The sequence below is a fragment of the Collinsella sp. WCA1-178-WT-3 (M1) genome (genome assembly GCF_009696325.1).
Classification (GTDB): Bacteria; Actinomycetota; Coriobacteriia; order Coriobacteriales; family Coriobacteriaceae; genus Collinsella.
Genome location: NZ_VUME01000001.1, coordinates 194,100 through 218,677, shown reverse-complemented (window position 1 = coordinate 218,677; position 24,578 = coordinate 194,100). Strand labels below are relative to the sequence as shown.

The following is a 24,578-nucleotide window of genomic DNA, read 5'->3' as shown; positions in this document are numbered from 1 at the left end:
GCCATGTCCGAATCCACAAGAAGTCGCACCAATAACTCGGAGACTATCGTGCACGAAGAAATAATCAACCTGATCGAATCTCCGGAGCTGCGAGAGCATTTGCTGCATAATCCGCAGCTCCTGAGTGGCGATCACTACATGCAGATTGTCGGCGGAGCACCGGTTGAAATTATCCGCAAACGAGAGCTACTCGGCAGACTGGTTGCTGACGGGTGCAACTCGTCAGACGACACCCCTTACTGGCACTATCGGCAGATTTGCATCGACTACATCGATGACTGTCTAGACGCGCTAAAGGTCGTCGACGGAAACAAGAAAATGCTGCTTGTCAGCGAAATTAGCTTTATCGACAGCGAAGTTGGATCTGCGATCACGCATGGCCCCTTCCCCGTGGCATCGTGGCAGGCCGCCCTTGCGGCAATGAAGGCATACGCAGACAAGTGGAGCGAAATGACAGACTTATCGTCCTCATACTGGATGATCGAGCTGTTCAACCTTGCCAACGACCCGAGCTGTTCATATCCATACGACGGCTTTCTACAGCCAGACTACACTTACTACGCAAACGCCTCCGGCGAAATCCAGTACATCTGTAGGGAAGAAGAGGGCGAATGTGGCGAGGTGCTCGACTGCATTGTGGGTGGAATCTTTGGGCCATGGTTCAAAGGGGCGTACGTTGACCTGCCCACGCCGTACAGAAAGGGCGACATTCTTGAGATCGACTGCAGACCGTGGGCACCGGGACCTTGCTATTGCCTGGTAGCAAACTCGAAATTGGACTGTCTGTACCTCGATGCCGATGGGCAGATTGGCTGCGGCTCTATCCCCTACGGCAGTTGCTTTGCCGGATGGGCACATACGAACCTGATGCTGTCGCCCGTGTTCAGGGCGAGGAGGGTAGCGCGGCCCTTGCCGGAAGCATGCGCGACCTTGCAAGCGATTGAACTGAATCAGATAGATAACCTGCTAGAAGAGTGCGCCAGCAGCAAAGAGGAAGAGCCGATTTGGCTAGACATATATCGGCATCGCGCTCGATGATGAATCATTTGGGCGGAGCTTCAAAGGCGGCAAACAGTGACGACACCAGCTCTTCCGGCAACGCAGCATTCGCAGTACCCCATCGATGGAGGCCCGAGCCACGCGCGGCTCGGGGGAGGCATACCAAGGTCATCCGCATCTCAGGCCAGAACCTTCGAGGCATTCTGCCAGAAAATAGCCTCGATATCCAAACGAACAAATAGTCCTCGCCCAAAAGGTGGGACGAGGACTATTTCATGCAATATTTGCTAGCACCCCTAATAATCGATTGAAGCCAAAGCCTGCTTTACACGCTTGCCGCTTGCACCCTTGAAGTAATACCAAATTAACCGGTCAACTTCACGGTAGCCAATTTCGCCATTCTGATTGTTTTCAGAGCGCCATTTATTGATACCCTCGAGAACGGCATCGTACAAGTTCCTATATTTGGTATATCCATCATCATCTTTTTTGTAATTCTCGATTGTGCTTACGAGTTCTTGCCCGCCCTTGCCCCGCTTAATCTTTTTCATCCTGCAACAGTCCCAGCTAGCCAGCTCCCCGCTCGCATAGTTATCCACAAAATATGGGAGAACACTGGCGACGACATTATCGTAAATGCAATACTTATCGCCCAACTCCAAATACTGACAAGTCCAATGGCAAAACTTTGTGGCAAACGAGAAATTAATCTTGTTAGCATCTGCCACATGAGCCTCATTCAGGTAGGTTGTCGAGGCATGTGAAATTTCGAAGACAAGCCGATCGTCGCCTACGCTTAATCGCTCCTTGAGATTCTCAATGCCGGCAATAATCTGAGACGTAAAAAGTACACCACCAGTTATTGTCTTTTTCTTTTCACCGTCATCAATCGTCTTTTTCTCTTCATCATCATCGGGCTCTGTCATCTCAACCGGTTTCAAATTTAGCTTTTTCATAAGGTCGTCGATTTTATACAGGCCAACAGCAGTTAAACGGGTCGAGTTTTCATTGTCGATTTCGTAAACCGCTCTTCCTATACACGCCATTCGATGATCCGCGTTGCCAACAAACATGCCTTCGAATATTTTGCAAAGTTCATCTTTGTCCGTCTGGTTGTAATTCGAATCGTTCTCAACCATGCCGTTGACAAAGGCGATGTTTTTATCCGTAAAAAGAGGCACGCCGTTCTGGTCCAGGTCAAACTTATATGGGTCAGCCGTTCGCTCCGCATCTTTCACGTAAGGCATCACCATTTTGTTTACGCCATTGACCTCTTCCATCACCGGATTAAAAAACATTTCTTGACGACTCATGTGAACTCCTTCCCAGAACTGTTCAGACATACTGCCGACAGAACATAACGCCTAATATTGATGATAATTCTTGACCCGCCCAGTAGTTTCTCTTTGGCTGTTCAGCGGTCATTTTCTGCTGCTAGACGCGCTGCTGGCCGAGCAGTTGTTATTGGCTATGACCTCAGCCGAAGGCTCGCGTGCAGGACGGCTCCATGCCATCGGAACTTATGCGGACCAGAGCATCTGCATTGCAGTGGGTCTCGGCGAATGCCGCATCGTTGTCCCTGTCCTCCACCGCAAAGCAGCCTGCTAAGATCGCCGCCGTTGGGCTGAGCATGTTGCGCAGGTCGCGCAGGATCGCATTTATCGGACGGTTGTCGTCGAGCATTTCGAGTCCGTCGATTACGACTACGACGTCCTTTAGCACCGCCCTATTCCACGCCTGGTCGCCGAGCAGCCAGCTCGTTAAAAGGTCTATGGTCATGTTGTCTTCGGCAAAGATGCCCAAGTCGCGCTGCTTGAGGCGCATCGTTGCGCGGATTGCCTCAACCTGTTGTTCCTCAGGATCCTCTGACACCTTGTCATCCATCTCGGCACGAATAAGCCGGGCAACCGCATCCTCTTCACGCTCCCGCATCGGCACGTAAAGCACAGTGCACTGCTCGCTCAGACATAAAACCGCATGCGCCAGTACGTTCGAAACGTCTTCATGCGCGCCGCCAATCACGCTAAGCTTGCCTAGTCCAATACCGCCGCCCAGGATGTCATCAACAGGCATACCAGTCTTCAATACCTGTAGGACCTCGAACACCGATGTTTCCATGGCATGATCGAGCCCGGAAGTCAGTCGATCATGGAAACGGCTTATGTCAAAGCCGCCATCGCCCCGCTCTTCACGAATCCAACCACGCTGGCTCGCATCTGTCGGCGGTATCACGCCTGATAGGCCCAGCATCTCGCCCAAACTCACAGAACGGCCAATTCGGTCGTCCCTGGAGTCCATCTTTAGCGTCATCGCAACCCTCCTAACGCCTACCGCGCTTACCAGTAGCCTTAAAATTCCAGATCGGCTTGAGTCGGTGAATAACATCAACCGTCGGGTCCATGAGTCTCAGTACATCATCCGCAGGCTTATACGCTTCGGGCGACTCATCGAGCGTCGTCTCGCATGCACTCGGACAGTAGATGCCGGCATCGTGCGTCTCGTTAACGAACGACCTGGTGTCGAGCGTTTGGAACGCTTTGGTGCGGCTCATCGCGCGACCCGTCCCGTGCGGCGCCGAACAGTTCCAGTCCTCGTTTCCCTTGCCGCGTGCGATAACGGCACCGTCGCGCATGTTGAACGGAATCAGCACCATCTCGCCCGCATGAGCGCTAATGGCGCCCTTGCGAATCATGCCGCCTTCCGAGATGTAGTTGTGCATGGTGGTAAAGCCGTCTCCGTCGAGCCGAATTCCCGTACGCTCAATAATCTGTGCGACAATCGCCTTGCGGTTCTGATTCGAGAAGCGTTGGCAGTTATGCATATCGACGAGATACTCGGCAGAAAGATCTCCCACGAGATACTTAAGCTCGTCGGGGATATCCGCCGTGCACGTCTTCTGCGCCAGCGCCTGATGATGCTCCGCCGTCTGCTTGCCCATGTTGCGCGAGCCGGTGTGCACGACCAGATATTGGCACCCATCCTCGTCCTCGTCGAGTTCAATGAAGTGATTGCCGCCGCCCAGCGTGCCCATGGAGCGCTCAACCTTGCGCTTGTCCTGAAGCCAATCACGCGACCCCATATCAAAGTCCGCGAGTGCGCAGGCAGGATCGCGATGAAGGCAAAAGCCCGTGGGCACCGCGCGCTTCACATCGCGATTGAACTGAATGAGGTCATCGCGAGCAATGGTCTCCGCAAGCGGCACACAATACATCCCGCATCCGATGTCGACCCCCACCAGGTTGGGAATCACCTTGTCGCCCAAGTTTGCCGTAAAGCCAATCACGCAGCCCTTGCCCCTATGGGCATCGGGCATGATGCGGATCTTGGCACCTTCAAACGCCGGGCAGCTGGAAATCTCCTCGATCTGCTCCTTGGTTGAATCCTCAAGATTCTCGGCAAAGACTTTGATGTCTGCCATCGCATTTCTCCTGTTCTGATCCTTGTAAACCGGAACCGGCCCCAAGCCAATAGAGCGCATGTCACACCATCCAGCCAAACCGCCGATTTCCGTTTAACCACCTTTCGCCCTATTCGAGCTCTTATTGCTGCGAATACTACGGTCGCGCGGACTACAATGAGTCCCAATAACGGGTCTTGTTTTGTATCTCCGGTTGGTATCCTGCCGGCGAAAGGAGACAACGTGGCGAACAGACCAAATCAAAAGCTCAGGCTTCTGTTCCTGCTTAAAACCTTGATGGAAAAGACCGACAGCACGCACGGGCTCACAACGCAGCAGATCATCGAGGAGCTCGCCTATCACGACCTCGAAGCCGAACGCAAGGCCATCTATCGCGACCTGCAAACGCTTCGCGACTTTGGGCTCAACATCGACCAGCGCGGTGGCAGGGAATGGGCGCTGGTCTCACGCCCGCTCGACCTGCAAGAGCTCATCATGCTTGTTGACGCCGTGCAGAGTTCGCCGTTTTTGACCGATGAGTTGACCGACCACCTCATCGGCAAGCTGCAGAGCCTCGCCAGCCTGGGCGAACGCGAGCTGATGCACAAGCGCGTCGATGTGCCTTCGCGCGTGAAGATGCAAAACTCTGATGCCCTGCTCAACATCGACTTGATTCAGCAGGCTATGCGCGAAAAACGCAAGATTCGGTTTCGTTACTTCCACTACGACGCCGCCAAGCAAAAGGCCCTTAATCATGACGGAAAGGCCTACGAACTCACACCCGTGCGCCTTATCTACTCCGACGAACTCTATTACATGATTGGCTTTAGAGATAAATGGGCTAATGCCGGCTCGGGTCATCAGCCGTTCACGCCCTACCGCGTCGACCGCATGCTCGATGTTGCGGTGTCCGAAGAGTCCGCGACCAAAGACCCGCGTATCGCGGGCTATGTGCTCGAAGATCACGTTTCGCCGTCGTTTGGAGTCTATGCGGCCGATAAGACCACCGTGGTGCTGGAACTCGATGACCGCGCAATGAACCCGCTCATCGACAAGTTCGGGCTCGATGCCGTTGTGTTTGAGAACCAGGATGGGCGCCTGTTGGCGACCGTCAAAGCCCCGCTGTCGCCTCAGTTCTTTGGCTGGCTGCTGCAGCTCAGCACCTTCATTAAGATCGTTCAACCTCAAAGTGCCATCGATACGTATCTTGACTATCTCGATAGCACGCGTGCGCTCTACCAGGAAGACAGGTAATACTGCCATGAACATGACCCCCAACTTTAACGTATCGTTCGAGCGCCTGAATCCCGAACAGCGCGAGGCCGTCGAATGCCTAGATGGTCCGTTGCTCGTCATTGCCGGCCCCGGCACCGGCAAGACGCAGCTGCTGAGCCTGCGCGCGGCGAACATCTTGGCCAAACGCGACGCCGCCCCTAGCAACATCCTCTGCCTCACCTATACCGAGGCGGGCGCGGAGGCCATGCGCAAGCGCCTGATTGAGCTCATCGGCCGCGACGCCTACGGCATCGAAGTCAGTACGTTCCACGGATTTGCAAGCAGCATCAGGTCGCGCTATCCCGAGTACTTCATGCGCCCTTCGACCGACACGCTTGTTACCAGCCTGCACCAGCAAGAGATTTTTGATCGGCTGCTCAAATCGCTGCCCTTTGGTTCTCCGTTAGGCGGAGGGTCACCTGATATGCCTGCACAAAACATCGGTAAGATGATCGGCTTTGTCTCCAAAATCAAACGCAGTGGCCTGGACTACGACACGCTGAGCGCCATCGCACAGCAGAATATCGACGCCGCTGCCTGGCTCACCGAGTATTCCGAGCTGCTTACGCTCGTCTGTGGAAGGGCAAGCGCCGTGTTAGCCGAACGCTTTGAGGAAGAGGTCGAGCGTGCCTGCGGCATGGCGCCCACATCGCTCACCCGCCCGATCGGCTGTCCTGCTGGCACGTATGTGCCGTACATTCTTGAGTTGCGCGACACCGTTCGCCGGGCCGAGCTCATCGATGAGAAGGGCAAATCCTCGGGATACACCAAGGTGCGCGATGCCTTCTTTGGAGGCAGCAACTCTCAGGGGCGCACGTTTAAGATTGCGGAGCAGAGCGAGCGACTCAAGACCGCTTGCGACGTCGCGCGTCGCTACCAGAGCGAGATCGACCAGCACCATCTCTACGATTACGACGACATGATCGGCGACTTTGTTAACGCCGTCGAACACAACGACGCGTTGCGCCAAGTGCTCCAGGACACCTATACCTATATCCAGGTCGATGAGTTCCAGGACACCAATGGCGCCCAGATGCGCATCATCGAGTTGCTCTGCGACGGCGTTGATACGCCCAATATCATGGCCGTCGGTGATGACGATCAGGCCATTATGCGTTTTCAGGGCGCCACGATCGAGTGTGCCAACCAGTTTGCGGCCGAGTTCTCGCCCCGGAGCATCGTGCTCAAGACCAACTATCGCTCCACGCCCGCCATCGTTGAGCTTGGTCAAGCTATCGCACGGCAAATTGAGTATCGCCTCGATGCCAGCTCGAACAAATCGATCGTGGCGTTTAGGCCCCAAGGTGATCAGGTCGGCTTTAGCGAGAACGTTTACACCGGCAAAGCCGAGGAATACGCCGCCGTCGCCGCAAGCATTAAGCAGCGACTTGAGGCCGGTTACCTCAATGACTGCGAAGATCCCAATGAAGGAATTGCAGTCATCTCTGCCAAACACGCCGCATTGCGCTCGCTGATTCCCTTCCTCGTTAAGGAGAACGTGCCGTTTTCCTATCGCGAACGACAGAATCTCTTTGCTTCCGAGCGCATGCAGACGACGCTGGCGCTGCTGCGCTGCGTTGCCGCGCTTACTCGCGGGAAGAAGGAGCTCGCCAGCAGCTATCTTCCGCAGATCATCTGTGCCACCGAGCTGGGCGGCGACCATCCATCGTCCGTGACGTTTGCGCTCAGCGCCAAGCGAGACCAGCATGGCGACTGGATGGCCGCCATGCGCGAGAGCAATATCGCCCGCGTCAAAGAGCTGCACGACGACCTTATGCAGTGGGCGGCCGAGGCCGGCGCCTCCCCGGTCAGAGCGTTGCTCTTTAAGATTGTAGAACGCAGCCTTGGCTATTATCAGGATCATAAAAAACAGGATCCGCTGGGTGCCGCCGAATTCAATGCCGGCATCCGCGCCCTGCTCACCTTTGCCGAAGGTGAAATGGGAGACGCGCGCCGCATGGGACGCGCGCTTCGCCTGCCCGATATTGTCGACAAGCTCGATGCCGCTCAAAAGTTTGGCGTGAGTATCGACGCATCGATCGACCTCGGCACGCCGGGAGCTGTTCGCCTCACCAGCGCCCATAGCTCTAAGGGCCTGGAATTCGACTGCGTCTACCTGCTCGATGCCGACGACTCCACTTGGCACAAAGGCGCCGGCGGCATGAGCTTGTACCCGTCCAACCTGCTTATTCGCGATGAAAAGGATGACGACGACGCGCGCCGCCTGTTGTTTGTCGCCATCACGCGCGCTAAACGACACCTCGAGCTGTGCCGCGCCGGCGGATCGGCGCTGCAGGAGCTCACGGGACTTATCGACTCTTGCGAAGTTTCTGCTGAAGCAAACCAGCTCAGCGTTGCAATCGAAACCGAGTGGCGCGACAACTACGTGCTCGATACGCCCGAGCTCCGCGCGCTTCTGGAACCTCATACCGACGTGAAGTTTCTTTCTGCCACAGCGCTCAACAACTTTGTGACGTACGAACCTGGATGCGCAAATAGTCTGCACTTCCCTGAGAAGCAGATTGTGCGCCTGCCCACGGCGCCCACGATCCAAACCGAATTCGGCACCATCGTTCACGCGATGTTCGAGGAGATCGTTAATAGAATGGCAGCCGATGGCGAGGCGGCGATTGAGACAATTGAGGCCGAGTATCGCCAGCAGATTTCGTGGCTCGATTTTGCCCCCGAGGACGTCCATCGCTATTCGGAGCGCTTCGAACGCATTTGTCGTGCATTCGTCCCCTGGCTTGTCGAGCATGTACATGGCTATCGCTGCGTCACAGAGGCGAATATGCAGTGCCTGACCACCGAAGGAACTCCGCTCTTTGGTTTTCTCGACCTGCTCCTCGTTGACGATGCAGTTAAAACGGTACAGATCGTTGACTACAAGACTGGCTTTGGCAAAGAAGTCCCTGCAGGCTACCAGCGTCAGCTCAAGTTTTACAAACTGCTGGTCGAAGCATCACCCGAGTTTTATGGCTACACCGTCACTTCCATGGGCGACTACTATGTAGAACCCGACAAGACAACGGGCGAGCTCCGCCCGCCGTTCGCGACAACCGCCAACGCCGACGACATTGCCGAGCTCGAACAACTCATTGATGCCGTATGGTCGCGCATTGAACACGGTGCTTGGGACACCAGCGCCTTTGAGCAGAGTGGTGCTTATGGACTGGCCGTTGAGGAACAAAAGGGCTGCCGCAAAAAAGCCGATAAAACCGAGGTCATGCAGCGCGCCTACGAGCACTGGCTAGTCGAGAACCCCGGAATGTGACGAAGGGGCAGTCCCTTTGTCACATTATTCGATGACGGTGCGGGAGTTTTGCTTGCGCATGGTGGCGAGCATGTGTTTGGGGACGGCGTGGACCATGCAGCTGCCGATAGTCGCGCTCGCGGCGGCCTTGGCCGCGTCACTGCCGTTTTTGGTCGTGTAGCTGTGGCGGAAGCGCTTGAGCATGGCGATGTCGTTGCCGCCGTCGCCGTAAACCGCGACCTCGTCCTCGGCAATGCCGTAGTAGCCCGCCAGCCAGGCCACGCTCTCACCCTTGTTGCACGCCACGTCCGTGATCTCAAACATCACCGGATCGAACGGCGCGTTGACCACGCGGTCCGAGCGCTCGGCCAAATACGCCTTAAGGTCGCGCTCCAGCTCGGGCGAGGTCACGCGACAATTGATCTTGCATACGTCATGGCGCAGGATGTCACCGATCGACTGGTCGAAATATTGCTCCTCGTGATACCCCCCACGTGCACGCATGCCGCGCATCACGATGCGCCTGATAGGACTGTCCTTTTTAAAGCCCGCCTGGTGCATCTCGAACGATCCGCTCGAGAACATGCCATCGGGCGTGGAGCAGTCGAAGCAAATGTCCGGGAACGCCTTGAGCAGCTCCTCGGTAACCTGCGGGTCGATGGTCCAGGTCTTGAGCACCTCGCCATGGCTGTTGCGCACGATGGATCCGTTGGAGCAGCAGGCGTCGAGTGCCAGACCTGTAAAGCCATGTTCGCCGATCGGCAACGTCGAGCGCCCGGTCGCGGGAACCACATGCAGGCCAGCCTCGGTCAGCTCGCGAATGGCACGGCGGATGGTCCCATCTGCCTCGTGCAGGGCGTTCAGCAGCGTTCCGTCTAAGTCACTCGCAAACATCTTGATCATGGGCATGCCTCTCCTTCGTCTGCACGATATTGTAGACGAGAACGGGCGCGCCCCAAGAGAAGCACACCCGTCAGGCGGTCGATTCTACACCGCGGCGGGGCCGTGTTCGCCGGTGCGGATGCGGATAACTTCCTCGACCGGCTCGACCCAAATCTTGCCGTCTCCAACGGCACCGGTGCGAGCGGCGTTGCAGATAATCTCGACAATTCCGTCGACATGTTCATCGGCGCAAATGAGCGTGAACTGCACCTTAGGGATCGTGTTGACAAGCAACTCGTTGCCGCGCACGTATTCCTTCCAGCCATGCTGCGCGCCGCAGCCCTGCACCTGGTTAATAGTCATGCCACGAACATCAGCAGCAAACAGCGCATCTTTAAGAACCTCAAGCTTCCCGGCACGAACAATCGCCGTAATTTTCTTCATAGTGAATTCCTCTCAATAAAAGAAATGAATTGCCATTCAACGACGCGGGTTTTCGAGGTGCCCGAGATTGCCCCGAAAGAGGAGCGCCGCGTACTTCGGTACGCAAGCGACGGTTTGAGGGGTAAGGTCGGGTGCCTGGAAAAGCCGCGCGACGATTGAACGGCAAGGTGCGGTGCTTGGGGAAGCTGCTAATCGAGCCCGGAGAACGAGGGATACGCGCTCTCGCCGTGCTGACTCGCATCCAGGCCCAGCGCCTCGTCTGCCTCGTCCACGCGCAGGCTACCGTGGAACAGCGCCTTGACCACCGCAGCGATCACCAAGTCGAGCACCAGTACAAGAGCGACCGTCACCACAATGCCCAAGATCTGCGAGATGAGCAGCGACACGTCGCCCGTGTAGAACAGGCCGCCCTTACCGGTCCACGAGAGCTCCGGCACGCAGAACAGGCCCGTGAGCACGCCGCCCAAGATGCCGCCGATGCCGTGGCAGCCAAACGCGTCGAGCGCATCGTCGTAGCCAGACTTGGTCTTGAGATGGCTAATGGCCAGGTAGCAGACAGGCGATACGATCAGGCCCATGACCAGCGCTGCCCACGGCTCGACAAAGCCCGCACCCGGCGTGACCACCACAAGGCCCGCAACCAGACCGGTGCTGGCACCCACCAGCGTGGGGCGACCGGTGCGCACGCGCTCAACGGCAAGCCACGAGACCATGCCCGCCGCGCTGGCCGTCACGGTGTTGAGGATGGCGAGCGCGGCCACGGCGTCGGCCTTAAACTCGCTGCCGCCGTTAAAGCCAAACCAGCCAAACCAAAGCAGACCGGCGCCCAGCGCCACAAACGGCACGTTATGCGGGCGGTAGCTCACCATGCCAAAGCCGCGACGACGGCCGAGCATTAAGCAGAGAATCAGGCCCGTGAGACCGGACGAGATGTGCACCACGTCGCCGCCCGCAAAGTCGAGCGCGCCGATGATGTCGCCGATAAAGGAACCCTCACCGCCCCAGACCATGTGGGCGAGCGGCGCATAGACCACGAGCAGCCAAATGCCCAGGAAGGCCGTCATGGCACCAAACTTAACGCGGCCGGCCAGGCTGCCCGTGACGATAGCAGCCGTGATCATGGCAAACGCCATTTGGAAGGTGATGTTGATGATTTGAGGGTAGACGGCACCGTCCGCAGCATTGCCCTCGGCCGCCTGCAGCACCTGGTTGAGCACCGGCAAGCACAGCAGCTGGTCAAGGCCTCCAATAAACGGGCTCGAGCCGTCGCCGCCGTAGGCCAGCGACCAGCCGGCAACAATCCACAGCACACCGACCAGACCAATGGTGCCAAAGCACATAAGCATGGTGTTGATAACATTTTTGCGCCTGGACAGGCCGCCATAGAAAAACGCCAGACCCGGTGTCATTAAAAACACGAGCATGGTGCAGATGAGCATAAACGTTGTCGATCCCGTATCGTACATTCGCTCCCCCTTGATCGCATGAACGTTGTCGGCGCCCATAATGCGGCCGAGGGGCAACTGGTGTAGACCAGATACGGCGTTGTTAAACGCTGCGTTGTCGAATGGAAACGGTGCCGCAATCTTGGAAACGGCGCGGCAACGGACGCGAAACGAACGGGAAATACGCGAGCAAGAGAGCCGTGTGCGCGCCCATCCCGGCTAGCGCCGAAACAGCTCGTGGGCGCGGTCGCGGAGATTAGTTGCTCGAATGACGCCCTCGTAGCGATTGATGCGCAAGCGCGGGAAAGCATTGAAGAAGCGCAGGTCGCGACGGCTGAGCGACACACTCGGCACCGGACGGCTCATGCGCTTACCGGCAAGGCGACGACTGAGCGACGGACGCGGCATGCTCGGCGCAGCATCGGCCACGCGGCGGGCGGCAAGCGCCAGGCCGCGAGCACCATCCGAGATAAACGTCGGCATCGAAGCCTTCTCACGAAGGGCATCGAGCGCCGCGTCGCCCAGCTCGGCCAGCCACGCGTTAACGGCGCGGCTACGGATATGCGTCTGCGCTACCGAGTCGATCGTCGAATCGGGAATACGTTCGAGCATGGAGTCCGAGGCATCGGCAAGCGACTCATTGATGCGGTCGGCAAGGTCGGCGCGCACACGCTCCAGCTGATCGGACAGGCGACGCCAACTGGCCAAAGAGAACACCGCGTCGACCATCATCGCAACCGCGACGATAAAGGCGGACAGCCGCACAATCAGCACCGGCAGATGGCCAAGCAGTCCCAGCAATGCCGGCTCCACTAAACGACAAATGCACAACGCGCCCAGGCCAAACGCGCAGGCCCAGTACAGGCAGATACGTCCGTGCAAGTTAAACGGCAGGTGCGAGTAGTCCCAAAAGCGTGCGCCTGTTGTCTTTTCCAGCAGCACGCCCACGCTGTACTCAATCACGCTGCATACGAGCGCTGCCGCGACAAACTGGCTCGACGCGTCAGGAATTCCGCGCAACAGCAGCCAGCAGGCAATGCCGCCCGCGCCATAGATAGGGCAGCACGGCCCCAGCAAAAAGCCACTGTTGGCAAAGCGTCCTTGGTTGAGCATGGCGCAGACTGTTGACTCCCATGCCCAACCACAAAACCCGTAAAAGGCAAACGAGAGCACCAGTGCCGAGAGCGGGCAGGCGGCAAGCGTCGCGCCGTCAAATGCCATGTCGATCGCGGTCCCCACCGTCTACCCTCTCCTCTTTTCGCTCGATTCTTCACTCACGCCATCGTCTGCCTCGTCCTTGCGCGGCAGACGGCCGGCGACCGTCTCGCGCAGAGCACACCATTTATCCGCCAGGCACACAATCCATGCCTCACGACACGTCGGCGGCACCGGCACCAGCGGAAACATATGACGCACAATAATATTCCGCTCGCGAGACGTCAGCTCAAAATCTTCCTCCGCACGCGCCAGGGCAAAAAACGGATGCCGAAATCCGTGCAGGCGATGGCTTGGGTCGGGATCGTGCCAATCGTAGAGAAAGTAATCGTGCAGCAGGGCCCCGCGCAGCAACGAGGCGCGGTCGACCGAGATACCGACACGGCCCAAGCGCTCGGCAAAGGACAGGCTCGCCCGCGCTACCGAAGTCACATGTGCATAGACCGTCACGTCGCCATGCTGGATAAACTCGTGCGTCAAGTCCAAGCGGCCCGCCTGGGCGAGCTGACGGGCGGCACAGTCGACCTCCTGCGCGATTTTCTCGGCACGAACGACATCGGACATGCTGCCTCCTTCCAGCGACTCACGGCGACAAGCCACAGCCTGCACGCATTGAATTAATCATCATCGAATCTACCAGTATGGCATCGGACAAAACGTTTTGCCCCACCAGTTGGCGAATTACCGCGCCGCCGTCACATATCAAACGCCAAAATGTGCGAGACTGTTTTGTGCAATTGTGCCGGCCGAGGGAGCGCCGGCGCTCGATTCGCATGGAGTAACCCACAACGATGCTGCTTACGCAAACGACAACGCCCGAGGACGTCAAGGCTCTCGACCGCGCCGAGCTTCCGCTGCTCTGCGGCGAGATCCGCCAGGCAATCCTCGAAAGCTCCGCCGCCGCCGGTGGGCACGTTGCCCCCAACCTGGGCGTCGTTGAGCTTACGGTTGCGCTTCATCGCGTGTTTAACTCCCCCATCGACAAGATTGTCTTTGACGTTTCGCACCAGACCTACGCCCACAAGGCGCTGACGGGGCGCGCGTACACCTATATCGATCCGGAGCGTTATGGTGAGGCTTCTGGCTTTGCCAATCCCGACGAGTCCGAGCACGACCTGTTTGCCATGGGCCATACCTCCACGTCGGTGAGCCTGGGCTGCGGCCTTGCGCACGCTCGTGACCTGGCGGGCGACGCGTACAACGTCATTACCATCATTGGCGACGGTTCGCTTTCGGGCGGCCTGGCGTTTGAGGGCTTTAACAACGCCGCCGAGCTCGACAGCAACCTGATCATCATCGTCAACGATAACGACCAGTCCATCGCCGAAAACCATGGCGGCCTGTATCGCAATCTGGCCGAGCTGCGCGCCAGCAACGGCACCTGTGAGCGCAACGTTTTCCGCGCGATGGGGCTCGACTACCGCTATCTGGACACCGGTAACGATGTGTTAGCCCTCGTCGACGCGCTGCAGGAACTGCGCAATATCGATCATCCCATCGTGCTGCACGTCTCCACCGCCAAGGGCAAGGGCTTTGAGCCGGCCCAGAGCGACCCCGAGCGCTGGCACCATGTGGGTCCGTTTGACATGGCAACCGGGCGCAAGCTCTGCCCGGGCCATCCGAGCGAGCCTGCGCCGCGCACCTATGCCGACATTACGGGCGAGGCACTCAGCGCCGCCATCGAGCGCGATCCACAGGTCGTGGGCATCACGGCCGCCACGCCCTACATCATGGGCTTTACACCCGAGCTTCGCGCTGCCGCCGGCAAACAGTTCGTCGATGTGGGCATTGCCGAGGAGCACGCCGTGACCTTTGCCACCGCGCTTGCGCGCTCGGGCGCCAAGCCAGTCTTTGGTGTGTACGGCACGTTTTTGCAGCGCGCCTACGACGAGCTGTGGCACGACCTGTGCCTCAACGACACCCCCGCAACCATCCTGGTGTTTGGCGCGTCGATCTTTGGCACCACATCCGAGACGCACCTCTCGTTCTTTGATATATCCATGCTGGGCGGACTTCCCAACATGCGCTATCTGGCACCGGCCTGCATGGAGGAATACCTGTCCATGCTGAGCTGGTCGCTCGACCACCGCGAGCATCCCGTGGCGATCCGCGTTCCGGGCATTGGCCTGGTTAGCCGCCCCGATTTGGCGCCCGCCGAGGACACCGACTACAGCGCCGTTCGCTACGACGTGGTGCGTCAGGGCCGCGACGTTGCCGTGCTCGCGCTTGGCGATTTCTTTGAGCTGGGCGAGCGCGTGACAAACCGCTTGGCTGCCGAATACGGCATAGAGGCCACGCTCGTCAACCCGCGCTTTGCAACCGAGCTTGACCGCGAGTCTCTCGATGGCCTTGCCGCCGAGCATCGCGTTGTCGTCACCCTCGAGGACGGTATCTTGGACGGTGGCTGGGGCGAGCGCGTCGCGTGCTACTTGTCCTGCACGCCCGTGCGCACGCGCACCTTTGGCATCGCCAAGGGCTTTCCCGACCGCTACGATCCCAACGAGTTGCTTGCTCAGAACGGCATGACGGTCGAGAACATGGCCGCCGAAGCGGTACGCCTGCTGAACGAGTAGAAAAACCTCCGCAAGGGAAGCACCCCTGCGGAGGTTTTTATTTTCCCAACTCAATTGTCTCGATCTGTAACACCTAGAGGACAAATCCTCGCCCAATTGTTACAGATCTAGACAAACCGTCTTTGCCCCTGTTGTTTGTCTCAATCTGTAACAGATAGAGACCTTTTGTCCGTCCAGATGTTACAGATCGAGACACTCAAATCCCCCTAAAGAGAAAATCTCAATCTGTAACAGTTACTCGGCAAAAATGGCTGCAGATGTTACAGATTGAGACAAAACAGCGAGGCAGGCCGCCACATCTGCAAGAATCACCACAAAGGTGCCCGTCCCCTTTGTGGTAGTTTTAAGTCATGGTCGGCGCGAAAAACGAATAGCCATTCATACGCGATCTCCTTACTTATATATGTCGCGTTGCCGCCATTATAGCGACCGCCGCGAGCGACCATGCCGTCCGCAAAACGCTATCTCAGCTGCAATAACTGACGTTGCCCAGATAAAACCTGCCAAAATAAACCTGTCCCTTTTTGGTAGGTAGAATTACCCATAAGGTAAGTATGTTTCTGAGTTATTTCGTGTTGACCCATTTGAGCGCGATGGGGTATAACTCTATTCAACCGCTAGGGATTTTATTGAGAAAGGTGTTCTACCATGAGCAAGAACCTCTCCCAGCAGGTCGTTTTCGACCGTCGTGGCTTCATCGCCGCCACCTTTGCAACCGTCGCCGGCCTTGGTCTTGCCGGCTGCTCCGACACCAGCGCCGAGGCCGACAAGGGTTCCGCCGCCGGCTCCTCCAAGAGCCCCGAGGACACCGAGGCTTCCACCACGCTCGATGCCAAGGCATTCGACAAGCTCGTCGACAACGGCCCCAAGGCCGATGATGACGCCATCGCCGCCAGCACCTGGGCCACGGCCGTCAAGGACGCCGGCGTCTTTAAGATCGGTGGCGTTCAGACCTCCACGCTCTTCTCCCTCCTCAACGAGAAGGACGGCAAAACCCGTGGCTTCGACGCCGGCATCGCGCAGCTCCTGTCCAACTACATTCTGGGCGAGAACAAGGTCGAGATCACCCAGGTGACCTCGGACACGCGTGAGTCCGTCCTGCAGAACGGCCAGGTCGATGCCGTCTTTGCCACCTACACCATTACCGATGAGCGCAAGAAGCTTGTCTCCTTTGCCGGCCCCTACTACTACACCCAGCAGGCCATCCTGGTGCTCGCCGACAACGACGACATCAAGAGCGTCGACGACCTGGCCGACAAGAACGTCGCCGTCCAGTCCGGCTCCAACGGCCCCGCCATCCTGGAGGAGTTCGCCCCCAAGGCCAGCCAGCAGGAGTTCAAGACCGACGAGGAGGCCCGCCAGGCACTTCAGCAGGGCCGCGTTGACGCCTACGTCATCGACAACAACATGCAGCAGAGCGCCCTGGTCCGCGAGCCCGGTAAGTACAAGATCGCCGGCAAGCCCTTCGGCAGCAAAGAGCCCTACGGCATCGGCCTGCCGCTCGATTCCGACGGCGTCGCCTTTGTCAACGACTTCCTTAAGAAGATCGAGGACGATGGCACCTGGACCGAGCTGTGGCAGATCTGCATCGGCGATCGCACGGGCGACACCAACGTTCCCGAGCTGCCCGAGATCGGCGCCTAGACAGCGAGCCCAGTAACGGCCGCTACGAAACCATACGGAAACGCACGATGCGCTTTATTGCGCTAAACTGTTTCCACACTGAGTTGTCGGGGCTTCCGTACACACGGGAGCCCCTTTCCTTATCGGCGGGAGGTCCGCATGAGTCTCTCCGAGCTCTGGTCGCTCTATGGCCAGAACTATATCGACGCGCTGCTAGCAACCTGGGGCATGACGCTTGAGTCGTTTGCCATCGCCATGGTGCTGGCCGTCGCTGTCACCGTGATGCGCGTGTCGCCGCTCAAGCCGCTGCGCATTTTTGGCGACCTGTATGTTCAGGTCTTCCGTAACATCCCCGGCATCGCGCTGCTTATCATCGTCGTCTATGCGCTGCCGCCGCTCAAGGTCGTCCTGCCCTACCGCACCTGCGTTATCGTCGCCACGGTCCTTTTGGGCTCGGCCTTTGGCTCCGAGAACTTTATGAGCGGCATCAACACCGTCGGCGTCGGCCAGGTGGAAGCCGCGCGCTCGCTCGGCATGAGCTTCAGCCGTATCCTCGCCAAGATCGTGATTCCGCAGGCGCTGCGCTCGAGCGTGCTGCCCATGACCAACCTCTTTATCGCCGTCATGCTCACCACCGCACTCGGCAGCCAGGTGCCGCTTCAACCACAGGAGCTCACCGGCGTGGTGAGCTACATCAACACGCGCTCGCTCGGCGGCGTCGCCGCGTTCTTTATCTCGGCGCTCGGCTACCTGGGCACGGCCTTTGTGGTGAGCCACATTGGCAACTACATCGATAAGAAGGTGAGGATCCTCCGATGAGCAAGCATTCCACCTCCGCGCTCACCATGCGCGATGCGCTCTACGAGGCCCCCGGCCCCAAGATGCGTGCCAAGATTCGCATCGGCACCGCCATCTCGCTTGTTGCCGTCGCCGCACTCGCCGTCCTCGTGTTGCAGCGCTTTTATGTGACCGGTCAGCTTTCGGTCCACTATTGGTATTTCTTTACGCACCTCACCACCTGGAAGTTCCTGCTTGCCGGCTTTGAGGGCACCGTTAAAGTCGCACTCACCGCTGGCGCCATCGCGCTGTTGTTGGGCCTAGCCCTTATGCTCGGCCGCACCAGCGACATTAAGCCGCTGCAGCTGGTCTGCCGCGTGCTCACCGATTTCTTCCGCGGTGTGCCGAGCCTGCTGTTCATCTACTTCTTCTTTTTGGTGCTGCCTCAGTACAAGATCGCGCTGCCGTCGTTTTGGATGCTTACGCTCCCCGTCGCGCTCGCTGCAGCCGGCGTGCTGGCCGAGATCTTTCGCGCGGGCGTCAACGCCGTGCCGCGCGGGCAGGTCGAGGCAGCCCAAGCGCTCGGTCTCTCCAAAGCTAAAATCACCTTTAAAATCGTGCTGCCGCAGGCGATTCGGTTTATCATTCCGTCGTTGATTTCGCAGCTTGTGGTCGTAGTCAAAGACACCACCGTCGCTTACGTGGTGAGCTACCCCGACCTCATGCAAAATGCCCGCGTGCTCATTACCAACTACGACGCCCTCGTGTCGGTCTACCTGGTAATCGCGGTCATCTACATCCTCATCAACGTCGCGATCAACAAGGCCGCTGTCTACGTTTCGCACAAGACCGGCGCGACCATCATCCGCTAACGCTTTACCATTTCCAGTCATAAGGAGCCGAGCACCATGGCACAGAGCACCTCTTCCACCGGCAATCAGCCGCTGATCGAGCTCAAGCACGTCGATAAGCACTATGGCGATCTGCACGTCCTCAACGACATCAATCTCTCGGTCGACCGCGGCGAGGTCGTCGTCGTGATCGGCCCCTCGGGCTCGGGCAAGTCGACCATGTGCCGAACCATCAACCGCTTGGAAACCATCGACTCGGGCGAGATCCTCATCGAGGGCGAGCCCCTGCCGCAGGAAGGCAAGGACCTTGCCCGTATGCGTGCCGAGCTGGGCATGGTGTTTCAGCAGTTCAACCTGTTCGCACATATGACCGTGCTGCAGAACGTCATGCTGGGACCGGTCGACGTGCTGGGCGTCTCCAAGGACGAGGCCCGCGAGCGCGCCATGGACCTGCTGGGCCGCGTGGGCGTTGCCGAACAGGCCGATAAGGTGCCCGCACAGCTCTCGGGCGGCCAGCAGCAGCGCGTAGCCATCGCCCGCTCGCTTGCCATGCAACCCAAGGCCATGCTTTTTGACGAGCCCACGAGCGCCCTTGACCCCGAGATGATCAACGAGGTGCTCGAGGTCATGGTCCGTCTGGCCCAGCAGGGCATGACGATGATCGTCATTACGCACGAGATGAACTTTGCCCGCCGCGTGGCCGATCGCGTCGTGTTTATGGCCGACGGCCAAATCGTGGAAACCGGCACGCCCGACGAGTTCTTCGACCACCCCCAGACCAAGCGCGCCCAGGACTTCCTCAACTCCATCAAGGGCCACTAACCAGCAACCCCGTGGGACAAATCCATTGAAAGTGTTGTCCCACGTCTCTCATGCGCCCTGTCACCTTCAGATTCGAAAGCAGCACCTATGATCGGAACACGTACTTCCTCGTCCTATACGCCGCACGTCGACGTTGCCCCCGCCGACCGCCCGCTCATCCTGGTGGCGCCGCGTTGGGAAGAGGCAAAGCCGTTTTTGAGCGAGACGCTCTCCCCCAACGAGGAAATCGCCAGTGTCTTTGTCGATGCCATCCTTGCCGCCGGCGGCCTGCCGCTGCAGATGTCCATCACCGAGGACATTGAGGTCATCCGTCATTACGTCGATATCGCCGACGGCATCGCCATTCCCGGCGGCCCCGATGTCAATCCCAAACGTTGGGGCGATGATCGACCCTACGACCCCACCCTCTGCTGCGAGATCCGCGATAGCTTTGAGTTTAAGCTGGTCGACGAGGTGCTCCGCGCCAAAAAGCCGCTCTTTACCACCTGCCGCGGCACGCAGCTGCTCAATGTCGCCACCGGCGGCACCCTGTGCATGGACGTACCGAGCCTGGGCGCGCGCGAGGGCCGCACGCAGTGGCGCCATACCCACGTGCTCAACGACCCCGTGCATCCCGTCGAGGTCGTGCCAGGCTCGCTTCTGGAGCGCGCGGTTGGCGGGCACAGGCTTATCCAGACCAACTCGGCACACCACTGCTGCGTCGAGCGTCTGGGTAAGAGCACGCGCTTGGTCGCCAAGGCAACCGACGGCGTTCCCGAGTGCATCGAAGTCGAAGGCCAGCCTTTCTGCCTGGGCGTGCAATGGCACCCTGAGTACACGTGGAAGACGCTCGAGACCGACTTTAACCTGTGGAAGTCGTTTGTCGAGGCGGCGGCAAAGGTTAAGCAGGCCCGTTAGTTCACGAACCGCACAACAGATAAGGACGCCCCGCCGGCCACATGGTCCGACGGGGCGTCCCTTTGCCTAGCTAAACCGAAGGGAACGCGACAACGTCCGCAGGACGCTCCAGCGTCTCGGCAATGCGATCCCGCACTTCGAGCAGACACTCGATAAGCAACGGATTGAAAGCGCCGCACTCACCGTCCAGAATCATCCGAATCGCCTCTTCTTGCGAAATGGCGTCCTTGTACACACGCACGCTCGTCAACGCATCGTACACATCGGCCACCGAGACCACCTGAGCGGCAATGGGGATATCGTCGCCCTTAAGACCGTCAGGATAGCCCGTACCATCCCAACGTTCATGATGCCAGCGGGCGATTTGGTACGCATAGTCCAAAAGGGCACTTCCTTCATGGTTTCTGCCCAGATTGCGCAGCATGTCGGCGCCAATGGTAGTATGCGTCTTCATTATTTCAAACTCTTCGGGCGTCAGACGTCCGGGCTTGTTGAGAATCGCATCGTCGATCGACATCTTGCCAATATCGTGCAGCGACGACGCCAACGCAATCGAAGAACGCTCCTCGTTGCCAAGAGAGTACTTGTCGCTCCGTCGCGCCAAGTCGCCAAGCAGCAGCTCAGTCAACTTCTCGATATGCGTGACATGCCTGCCGCTTTCGCCATTACGGACCTCCATGACGCTCGCCATGATGTCGACGAGTATACGGCTGTTATTGACGCGCGCATTGTACTGCTGCGACAGCAGACTCGTCAGACGACGCTGTTTGGCATACAGTCGAATAATATTGTTGACGCGACGACGCACAATGCGGTCATCGAACGGGCGACTGATATAGTCCGAGGCGCCCAGCTCGTACGCGCGCAGAACCATATCATCGGAATCTTCGCTCGAAATCATGATGACAGGTAGATTGTCACTAACCGATCGGCGCGACAGATCGGCCAGCACCTCAAAGCCGCTTACGCCCGGCATGACAATATCCAGCAGCACGAGCGACAACTCATCGCCATAGCGGTCGACCATGTCGAGCGCCGCACAACCGTTATCAGCCTCGAGGATGCAATACTCATCCTTAAGCATCTCGTTGAGAATGGCTCGGTTCATCTCGGAGTCATCGACAATAAGCACCAAAGGCTTTTCGCTTTGGAAGGCCTCGATGGAATCGGCATCGGTCACGACCGTACCGGCTTTTGCCTTAGCGCGGCTCAATAACTGGACGGCGCGGCCAACGCCCTCATCGACCGTCTCGCCATGAATGAGAACGCCACCAACACATGCCGTCAAGCTCGCGTGCTCATGGCCCGGAATAATCGTGGCATGAACGGCATCGGATACCTGATGCAGGCGACGGGTGAAGTCATCGGAGGGAATATTGGGCATGACAACCACAAACTTGTCGCAGCCATAGTGCACAAGCTCGTCAGTCGAACGGATTCCGCTGCGCATGGCTGTCGCCACAGCACCGAGCGCAAGGTCGCCGGCATGACGGCCACACGTATCGTTGAAGACCCTAAAATCATCAAGGTCGATCATCGCAACGCCGGCATTCATGCGGGCGCTACGGAGCTTTTCCTCGTAATATCGGCGATTGCGCACGCCCGTCAGCACGTCGGTGTAGACAAGGTCCTCTTCTGTGGCCTCTTGCTCATCAATCGGACGCACCATCAGCAAGACGTGAGGCTCACCCTCGACCTTTAGAGGGCGCAGACGGGCGCGGTACTCAACACCATCGTTGAGCAGTTGCTCCGACACCTCACCCGAATCTGCCAAGGCCTCAAGACTCGACTGACGCAGACAAGGGCAGCGATCGCCGGCGAGTAGGCAGTTAGGCTCGCTCTTAATCTGATCGGCCGACAGCAAACGCACCACGGGGTAGGTCTTCGCGACGCGGGCGACCTCAGCGGCAGCCTCCTCGTCGGTTAGATTTGCCTCGTGATTATTGAGCATATGGGGCCCTTTCTATCGTCACGCACGGCAACGGCGCATATCATATGATACAAGGGTATCATCTAACAGCTGCAGGCAAATGCGCGATTATCGTTGCATTTTTATGACCTGGCAAACAGCGGTAATGGAGCCGCGGGCGCGCGGTTATGGGCGCATTCGTTAACAATGACGAAACGCCAACAGTCCCCCTCCCCGCAGGTCATCGAGCGCGCTAACGCTCCAAGACATCGCGAACGGCGTTTGCCGCCGTAACGGGACGATCGCGCAGACCGTTATGCGCGCCCGGGATCGTCACGAGGGGGCAATCGAGATATTCGGCAGCCGCTCGCGTACCAGCCTCGCGGGGCGTACCGACCGAAAGCTCGCCGAGAAGCACAGCAGCAACGGACTTCGATGCGCGGACACTATCCCAATTGGGAACGTAAGTCATATTTGTTCCGTATTCATTGGCCATGAAGCAGCGACCATTGCGCAGGGCATGTTTGGCTTCCGCTTCGGTCGTCCCAGGAGCCTCGGGGTCCAAGTCGCCGAGGGCTCCCAAGAAAAGCCGGAGCGCCCTTGAAACCTTTCCAGCCGCAATCATATCGAGCAAAACCGGAGCTGCGCCCATGCCGACGCCTTCGGCCGACACAGCCGGCTCATGCAGAATCGCACGGGCGACGAGATGGGGTTCGGTGCGAAGAAGCTCCAGCGCCACCAACGTACCGGCGCTATGCGCAAGCACATTTGTCGAAGCGCCAACGTGTTCGATCACGGCCTGCAGGTCGGCGGCCTGAGTGGAAAGATCATAGCTGCCGTCTGCCGCTTCGCTGCTGCCACCACAGCCGCGGCGGTCGTAGGCAATTACGCGGTAGTTGCGGCTGAGCTCACAAGCGATGCCGTCGAAAAATGTGCCGTCGACACAAGCACCGTGCACGCACACCAAGGCAGGAGTATCAGGCGACACATCCGGGCCGGCATATTCGCGACAGGCAATCGTGGTGCCCGCATTTTCGACCGTAAAATCCATGTTGTGCCCCCATCATCAATGCCCATCCAGTTGCACGTCAGTACGGTTGGATGGACCCGCATTGCCTTATGCCTTGTTAACAGATTAACTGTACCCGAGCCGAGGCTTTTCATGGCACAGCATCATGAGCGACGTGAAAAAACGAAACTTGTAAAGCAAGAGCCCGCACCTTGTTTTGGAGCCGATGCTATGCTTAGGCACAATTGTCTAGAGGAGCATATGCCTATGTCTACGTTTTTGAATGCCAGCCCTATCTTTGGGCCCGTCCGCAGCCGTCGCCTTGGTCTCTCGCTCGGCGTCAACATGATGCCGGCCAGCGGCAAAATCTGCACGTTCGACTGCATGTACTGCGAAAACGGCCTCAACGCCGAGCGCCCCTGCCATGAGCCGTGCAACACAGCCGCCGTAGTACTCGACGCGCTCGAAGCAAAGCTGCGCGAGATGGCAGCCGAGGGCGAGCTCCCCGATGTGATCACCTTCGCAGGCAACGGCGAGCCCACTGCCGCACCGGAGTTTCCGCAGGCCATCGCCGGTGCCGTCGCGCTGCGCGACGAGCTTGCCCCAAACACCAAGATTGCCGTGCTTTCCAACGGCACGCGCGCCGACCGTCCCCAGGTGCATGATGCGCTCATGATGGTCGACGACAACATCCTCAAGCTCGATACGGTCGATCCGGCATTTATCCAGCTGCTCGACCAGCCCGTTGGTCCCTACGACGTCGAGCACCAGATCGAGACGTTCGCGAGCTTTGATGGCCACGTTATCATTCAGACGATATTCCTCACCGGCGAGTACCAAGGCAAGTCTATTGACAACACGGGCGACGAATACGTCGGCCCTTGGCTTGCGGCGCTCGAGCGCATTCGTCCGCAGGAGGCGACCATTTACACGGTGGCGCGCGAGACACCGATCGCTGGCCTTGCTAAAGCGGCTCCCGAGGCGCTCGACGCGATTGCCACGCGCGTGCGCGCCCTCGGCATCCCCTGCCAGGTGAGTTACTAGCACCCGTCTGCCCAAGAGCAGCTAATTTGGGACGGGGCTTTTTTGACTGCTTTTGGGAGCGATATGGGCGGCGCAAGGCCGCGCGGACAAAAGCAGTCAAAAAAGCCCCGTCCCAAATTAGCTGCTCTGCGGGTGGGCTATACTAGCTGCGAATGAAAGGAAG

20 protein-coding genes are annotated in these 24,578 nt (G+C 58.5%); 10 read left to right on the top strand and 10 right to left on the bottom strand.

From position 1 onward, the window contains the following. Nucleotides 1-48: 48 nt before the first annotated feature. Nucleotides 49-1,038 carry a hypothetical protein gene (locus FYJ40_RS00950; RefSeq protein WP_154514853.1) on the top strand — a complete coding sequence of 330 codons (990 nt, stop codon included), beginning with the start codon at nucleotides 49-51 and terminating at the stop codon, nucleotides 1,036-1,038. A 257-nt stretch (nucleotides 1,039-1,295) separates the two neighbouring features. Here FYJ40_RS00950 and FYJ40_RS00945 read toward each other — a convergent pair whose 3' ends face one another. From FYJ40_RS00945 to FYJ40_RS00935, 3 genes are all read right to left on the bottom strand, one after another. Then, nucleotides 1,296-2,312 (bottom strand): hypothetical protein, encoded by a 1,017-nt coding sequence (locus FYJ40_RS00945; RefSeq protein WP_154514855.1) that lies wholly within the window; start codon nucleotides 2,310-2,312, stop codon nucleotides 1,296-1,298. A gap of 163 nt (nucleotides 2,313-2,475) precedes the next feature. Further along, a complete protein-coding gene (locus FYJ40_RS00940) occupies nucleotides 2,476-3,309 on the bottom strand; it encodes a hypothetical protein (RefSeq protein WP_154514857.1) in 834 nt (277 codons plus the stop codon). Nucleotides 3,310-3,319: 10 nt separating this feature from the next. Beyond that, on the bottom strand, nucleotides 3,320-4,417 hold the full coding sequence (locus FYJ40_RS00935) for an RtcB family protein (RefSeq protein ID WP_154514859.1): 1,098 nt from the start codon (nucleotides 4,415-4,417) through the stop codon (nucleotides 3,320-3,322). Nucleotides 4,418-4,639: 222 nt separating this feature from the next. Between FYJ40_RS00935 and FYJ40_RS09190 the strand changes: the two genes are divergently transcribed. After that, nucleotides 4,640-5,650, top strand: a complete 1,011-nt coding sequence (locus FYJ40_RS09190; RefSeq protein WP_195838502.1) for a WYL domain-containing protein — start codon at nucleotides 4,640-4,642, stop codon at nucleotides 5,648-5,650. 7 nt (nucleotides 5,651-5,657) lie between these two features. Further along, nucleotides 5,658-8,945, top strand: a complete 3,288-nt coding sequence (locus tag FYJ40_RS00925) for an ATP-dependent DNA helicase (protein WP_154514863.1) — start codon at nucleotides 5,658-5,660, stop codon at nucleotides 8,943-8,945. Between the two features lie 24 nt (nucleotides 8,946-8,969). On the opposite strand, the gene FYJ40_RS00920 is transcribed toward FYJ40_RS00925, so the two are convergent. From FYJ40_RS00920 to FYJ40_RS00900, 5 genes are all read right to left on the bottom strand, one after another. Beyond that, entirely contained in the window at nucleotides 8,970-9,827 is an 858-nt protein-coding gene (locus tag FYJ40_RS00920; RefSeq protein ID WP_154514865.1) for an HAD-IIB family hydrolase, read from the bottom strand. 84 nt (nucleotides 9,828-9,911) lie between these two features. Then, on the bottom strand, nucleotides 9,912-10,250 hold the full coding sequence (locus FYJ40_RS00915) for a P-II family nitrogen regulator (protein ID WP_154514867.1): 339 nt from the start codon (nucleotides 10,248-10,250) through the stop codon (nucleotides 9,912-9,914). 188 nt (nucleotides 10,251-10,438) lie between these two features. After that, nucleotides 10,439-11,716 carry an ammonium transporter gene (locus FYJ40_RS00910; RefSeq protein WP_154514869.1) on the bottom strand — a complete coding sequence of 426 codons (1,278 nt, stop codon included), beginning with the start codon at nucleotides 11,714-11,716 and terminating at the stop codon, nucleotides 10,439-10,441. 198 nt (nucleotides 11,717-11,914) lie between these two features. Next, nucleotides 11,915-12,934, bottom strand: a complete 1,020-nt coding sequence (locus FYJ40_RS00905) for a putative ABC transporter permease (protein WP_370450541.1) — start codon at nucleotides 12,932-12,934, stop codon at nucleotides 11,915-11,917. A 3-nt stretch (nucleotides 12,935-12,937) separates the two neighbouring features. Further along, on the bottom strand, nucleotides 12,938-13,474 hold the full coding sequence (locus tag FYJ40_RS00900; RefSeq protein WP_154514871.1) for an HD domain-containing protein: 537 nt from the start codon (nucleotides 13,472-13,474) through the stop codon (nucleotides 12,938-12,940). A gap of 227 nt (nucleotides 13,475-13,701) precedes the next feature. Between FYJ40_RS00900 and FYJ40_RS00895 the strand changes: the two genes are divergently transcribed. From FYJ40_RS00895 to FYJ40_RS00870, 6 genes are all read left to right on the top strand, one after another. Then, the gene (locus tag FYJ40_RS00895) at nucleotides 13,702-15,483 is read left to right on the top strand and encodes a 1-deoxy-D-xylulose-5-phosphate synthase (RefSeq protein ID WP_154514873.1); all 1,782 of its coding nucleotides are present in this window, start codon (nucleotides 13,702-13,704) and stop codon (nucleotides 15,481-15,483) included. 648 nt (nucleotides 15,484-16,131) lie between these two features. After that, a complete protein-coding gene (locus FYJ40_RS00890; RefSeq protein WP_154514875.1) occupies nucleotides 16,132-17,127 on the top strand; it encodes a glutamate ABC transporter substrate-binding protein in 996 nt (331 codons plus the stop codon). Between the two features lie 138 nt (nucleotides 17,128-17,265). Beyond that, complete coding sequence (locus FYJ40_RS00885) at nucleotides 17,266-17,925, top strand: amino acid ABC transporter permease (protein WP_154514877.1); 660 nt, start codon at nucleotides 17,266-17,268, stop codon at nucleotides 17,923-17,925. Beyond that, entirely contained in the window at nucleotides 17,922-18,755 is an 834-nt protein-coding gene (locus tag FYJ40_RS00880; RefSeq protein ID WP_154514879.1) for an amino acid ABC transporter permease, read from the top strand. Before FYJ40_RS00885 ends, FYJ40_RS00880 begins: the two co-directional genes overlap by 4 nt. Before the next feature lie 36 nt (nucleotides 18,756-18,791). Beyond that, nucleotides 18,792-19,556 carry an amino acid ABC transporter ATP-binding protein gene (locus FYJ40_RS00875; RefSeq protein WP_117840240.1) on the top strand — a complete coding sequence of 255 codons (765 nt, stop codon included), beginning with the start codon at nucleotides 18,792-18,794 and terminating at the stop codon, nucleotides 19,554-19,556. Between the two features lie 87 nt (nucleotides 19,557-19,643). After that, nucleotides 19,644-20,453, top strand: coding sequence for a gamma-glutamyl-gamma-aminobutyrate hydrolase family protein (locus FYJ40_RS00870; protein ID WP_154514881.1), 810 nt, complete (start codon nucleotides 19,644-19,646; stop codon nucleotides 20,451-20,453). 70 nt (nucleotides 20,454-20,523) lie between these two features. On the opposite strand, the gene FYJ40_RS00865 is transcribed toward FYJ40_RS00870, so the two are convergent. Both FYJ40_RS00865 and FYJ40_RS00860 read right to left on the bottom strand, forming a co-directional pair. Further along, nucleotides 20,524-22,404: an HD domain-containing phosphohydrolase gene (locus FYJ40_RS00865; protein ID WP_154514883.1), complete on the bottom strand. Its 1,881-nt coding sequence runs from the start codon at nucleotides 22,402-22,404 to the stop codon at nucleotides 20,524-20,526. Nucleotides 22,405-22,615: 211 nt separating this feature from the next. Continuing rightward, nucleotides 22,616-23,413, bottom strand: a complete 798-nt coding sequence (locus FYJ40_RS00860; RefSeq protein WP_154514885.1) for an alpha/beta fold hydrolase — start codon at nucleotides 23,411-23,413, stop codon at nucleotides 22,616-22,618. A 225-nt stretch (nucleotides 23,414-23,638) separates the two neighbouring features. Between FYJ40_RS00860 and FYJ40_RS00855 the strand changes: the two genes are divergently transcribed. Further along, complete coding sequence (locus FYJ40_RS00855; protein ID WP_154514887.1) at nucleotides 23,639-24,415, top strand: radical SAM protein; 777 nt, start codon at nucleotides 23,639-23,641, stop codon at nucleotides 24,413-24,415. Nucleotides 24,416-24,578 lie beyond the last annotated feature (163 nt).